At 51.5% G+C, this 3,640-nt stretch carries 3 protein-coding genes; 1 reads left to right on the top strand and 2 read right to left on the bottom strand.

Annotated elements, in window-relative coordinates; genetic code table 11:
* Both mnmA and AB1656_19010 read right to left on the bottom strand, forming a co-directional pair.
* The coding region (mnmA, locus tag AB1656_19015) for a tRNA 2-thiouridine(34) synthase MnmA (protein ID MEW6237479.1) at nucleotides 1–1,040 on the bottom strand (1,040 nt) is incomplete at its 3' end.
* 129 nt (nucleotides 1,041–1,169) lie between these two features.
* The gene (locus tag AB1656_19010) at nucleotides 1,170–2,291 is read right to left on the bottom strand and encodes an aminopeptidase (GenBank protein ID MEW6237478.1); all 1,122 of its coding nucleotides are present in this window, start codon (nucleotides 2,289–2,291) and stop codon (nucleotides 1,170–1,172) included.
* 456 nt (nucleotides 2,292–2,747) lie between these two features.
* On the opposite strand from AB1656_19010, the gene AB1656_19005 reads away from it, so the two are divergent.
* Nucleotides 2,748–3,197 carry a FliG C-terminal domain-containing protein gene (locus AB1656_19005; GenBank protein MEW6237477.1) on the top strand — a complete coding sequence of 150 codons (450 nt, stop codon included), beginning with the start codon at nucleotides 2,748–2,750 and terminating at the stop codon, nucleotides 3,195–3,197.
* Nucleotides 3,198–3,640 lie beyond the last annotated feature (443 nt).

Here is a 3,640-nt window from a genome sequence, read left to right as displayed (position 1 = left end):
CCGCCCAAAATCCATTCGCCGGAGCATAAAACCAACGCCTGGCCCGGCGCGGCGCCGTATTGCGGCTCTTCGAATTCGACGGCGAATCGCTCCGGCGATATAGCCGCGATGCGGGCGGGAGCGGGGGCGTGGCGCGAGCGCAATTGGGCGAGCACGGCTTCGCCGACAACGGGCGCATGATGCCAACGCGGCGAACCGGCCCATACTTCGCGCACTGCGAGGTCTTCGCGGCGGCCTACGACAATTTCATTGCGCTGAGGGCGGATTTCGCAAACGTAAAATGGCCCGCCGGACAGTCCCAGGCCGCTGCGCTGCCCAACCGTGTAATGCGTAACGCCTTTATGTTTCCCCAATTCATTCCCCGCAAGATCGAGAATCGGCCCTTCTTCGTTTTTGATATGGCGGGAAAGGAATTCGTTGTAGGAACGTCCCAGCGTGAAGCAAATATCCTGGCTTTCCGGCTTCTCCGCCGTCACTAATCCCATAGCGCGTGCTTTTTCCCGCACTTGCTCTTTCGTGAGGCCGCCGAGAGGGAAAAGTATTTTCGGCAAGAATTCCGCGCGGACGCCATAGAGAAAATAACTCTGATCCTTCTCCCGGCAGACCGCCCGGCGTAGCCTAGGAACGCCGTTCTCGTCCCGATCGATGCGGGCGTAATGTCCAGTAGCCGCATATTCGCAGCCGCGCTCACGCGCCATCGCGAACGCCTCTTCGAAGCGCACGAAGCTATTGCAGCGGACGCAGGGGTTGGGCGTAAGACCCGCCGCGTAATCGCCGATGAAGGGAGCAATGACGCGCTCATGAAATTCGCGGGCCGTATTGACGGTGTAGTGTGGAATCCCTAAAGAAGCGGCGACGCGTTTGGCGTCGCGGGCGCCGCCGTAAGAACAGCATCCTCCCGATGCGTCCATTGATGGCTCGCCCTCTAACAGTTTCATTGTAACGCCGACGAGGTCATACCCTTCCTGTTGCAGCAACGCTCCGGCGACGCTGCTGTCCACGCCGCCGCTCATCAATAAAAGAACGCTACCCTTCGCCATCGTTCCAATTCCAAATAAAAGAATCATGGTGAGCTACGCTTCGTTTTTAGCCCACCTTACAGTTATCACTATAAATCAAGGCGAATAATCAAGGGCAATAAAGACTTTGCCCTTGCCACCCGACATTCCTCATTTCAAATTATCCGGATTGAGTCCCATCAACTCCGGCAAAACGAACAGCCCGTCCTTGCGGATCAAAACGTCGTCGAAATAGATTTCCCCGCCGCCGTAATCCTGGCGTTGGATCTGGACGAGGTCCCAATGCAAGGCGGAGCGGTTGCCGTTAGAAGCGTCGTCGTAGCACGCTCCCATCGCAATGTGCAGCGAACCGGCGATCTTTTCGTCGAACAGGGTGTCCTTCATCGGTTGCAGGATGTAGGGATTGAACCCCAGGGAAAATTCTCCGGCGTAGGAAGCGCCATCGTCGCCTTCCAGCGTTTGCCGCAGACGCTCCGTATGGCGTCCCGCGTCCATCTCAACAGCGCGTCCGTTTTTAAAAGCGAGTTGGATATTTTCGTATAAGGTTCCTTCATGCAGCGAGGGAACATTGAAGCGTATGTTTCCCTCGATCGAATCGCGGACGGGAGCGGTAAAGCATTCGCCGTCGGGGATGTTATGAGTTCCGGCGCATTCTCTAACGGGGATATCCTTAATGGAGAATTGCAAATCCGTATACGGCGCGATCAGGCGAACGCGATCCGTCCGATTCATCAAATCCACTAATGGCTCTACGGATTGGTTCATTTTGGCGTAATCCAAACAGCATACGTCGTAATAAAAGCGCTGAAACGCTTCGGACGACGTCTGCGCCAGTTGGCTCATGGCGGCGTTGGGATAGCGCATGACGCACCAGCGAGTATGCTTGACGCGCTGCTCGATGTGAACCGGTCCCGTGATGTATTTTTCGTATAAACTCAGTTTTTCTTTGGGAACGTCGGCGAGTTCGAAGACGTTGCTGCCGCCGCGAATGCCGACATAGACGTTGGCCCGTTTCATTTGCTCTAAAAGAAACTCGCCCAATTTTTTAAAAGTTTCCTCGCCGCCTTCCAGCAGCAGCCGCCGCGTCGCTCTTTCGTCTTCGATATGAAGATAGGGAATTCCCCCCGTCGCAATAGCCTCTCTGAGAACCGCTTCCGCCAGGTCGAACGTCTCGAAACCCTTAGTGTGGATGAGAACCATATCCCCCGCATGCGTTTTGGTGGAGTAATGGATGATGGTATGGGCCAGGCGTTTTATTCGTTCCTCAAGCATCAATTCGTTCCTTTCTAAAAAAATCGAGATCGCAAGAATTTTACCCTTTCGCAATTTTACCTTTTTCTTCTAACATAGTAACTCATGTTACGCAGGATAAAAAACATGATAGACTTATTTTGCATATCGCGTTGAATCACGAAAGCACGAAATGAAAAAGAAAAACACGAAAAAAAGAAAAGAAAAAAGGTTGGAGCCTGGAATCGCGTTATGAGAACGATTTTTCCGTGGAATCCTAAAGAATCCGCGCTATCCGTGATTCGAATATTTCGTGAATTTCGAGCCTTTTCGTGATTTCGTGATTCAAAAACGGAATAAAAATGCAGCCTCTGCGCTTTGCTTGAAAGGTTCATCTACTTTTCAAAAAATACTTAATCCAAAGGCATGAGTCTATTATCTGCGTAACATGAGATAATAACGCCGAACCTATTTCGCGGGATGGGAGCGATAAATCTCATGGCGGACGTTCAACAACGAATGAAGGAAATGTTGAAAGCCATTCATCAAAAGGGAACGGCGCCCGGCGGCGTCGACGCGCTGGTCAATATGTTGAACCAGGTAGACCGCCAAACGGAACAGCATCTGCTCAAAACCTTGAAAGCGCAGAATCCCCAATTGGCGGAAGAATTGAGCGCCAAATATTTCTGCTTCGAAGACCTCGTCACTCTCGACGACGCCGTACTTAAGAAAGCCTTGTCGGAAATCCATCGCACTACTTTGGCGCTAGCCTTAAAAGGCGCAGACGCGGCGATTCGGGAAAAGGTCTTCCGCAACCTTTCCGATCACGCCGTCAAATTGCTCAAAGAAGATATGGAGTATATGGGGCCGAAAGAACGCTCGCTAGTTGAAGAAGCGCAGCGGGAAGCAACGAAAACCCTGCGCCGCTGGCGCAACGTAATATTGTAAAGCAATTATGAATTATGAATTTTGAATGATAATCTTCCTTTCCGAGGAAATGTTATTGATGATAGCGGGAAGAAAAGTAGGATGAGACTCATCCTGGGAGAGCGGGCGTCTCGCCCGCACTTGGCTTTATATCGCAAAGATTAATGATTCGTTTTGAACTCATTTTAAAAGACTTACAAAAGTATTATTTTAAGAGTGATGAATGATGAAAAAATTGTAGGATGGGTCATATTTTTTGACCCATCGGCTGGGTGGCAAGGGCAAGGCCTCAGCCTACCCTTGAGGGATCGATCAAAGGCAAACTTCGTCTTGCCTTTCGCCCCGTCACCCCGTCGTCATCCCAGCCTTGAAAGACTGCGCTATTTTAAAGTGCCCCTTTAAAGGGGCAAACGATAATAGCCCGCCGTTTCAACGGCGGGATTGTTGCAATCGCCGAGAGCCTT

The sequence above is a fragment of the Candidatus Omnitrophota bacterium genome (genome assembly GCA_040755155.1).
In the GTDB taxonomy this organism is placed as follows: Bacteria; Hinthialibacterota; Hinthialibacteria; order Hinthialibacterales; family Hinthialibacteraceae; genus JBFMBP01.
The sequence above is the reverse complement of the archived record's forward strand: the minus strand, read 5'-3'. Positions and strand labels throughout refer to the sequence as shown.

What these genes read in the sequence shown, in the direction of transcription:
- AB1656_19010 (MEW6237478.1), bottom strand. Translation starts at nt 2,291, where the DNA reads ATGCTTGAGGAACGAATAAAACGCCTGGCCCATACCATCATCCATTAC.
- AB1656_19005 (MEW6237477.1), top strand. Translation starts at nt 2,748, where the DNA reads ATGGCGGACGTTCAACAACGAATGAAGGAAATGTTGAAAGCCATTCAT.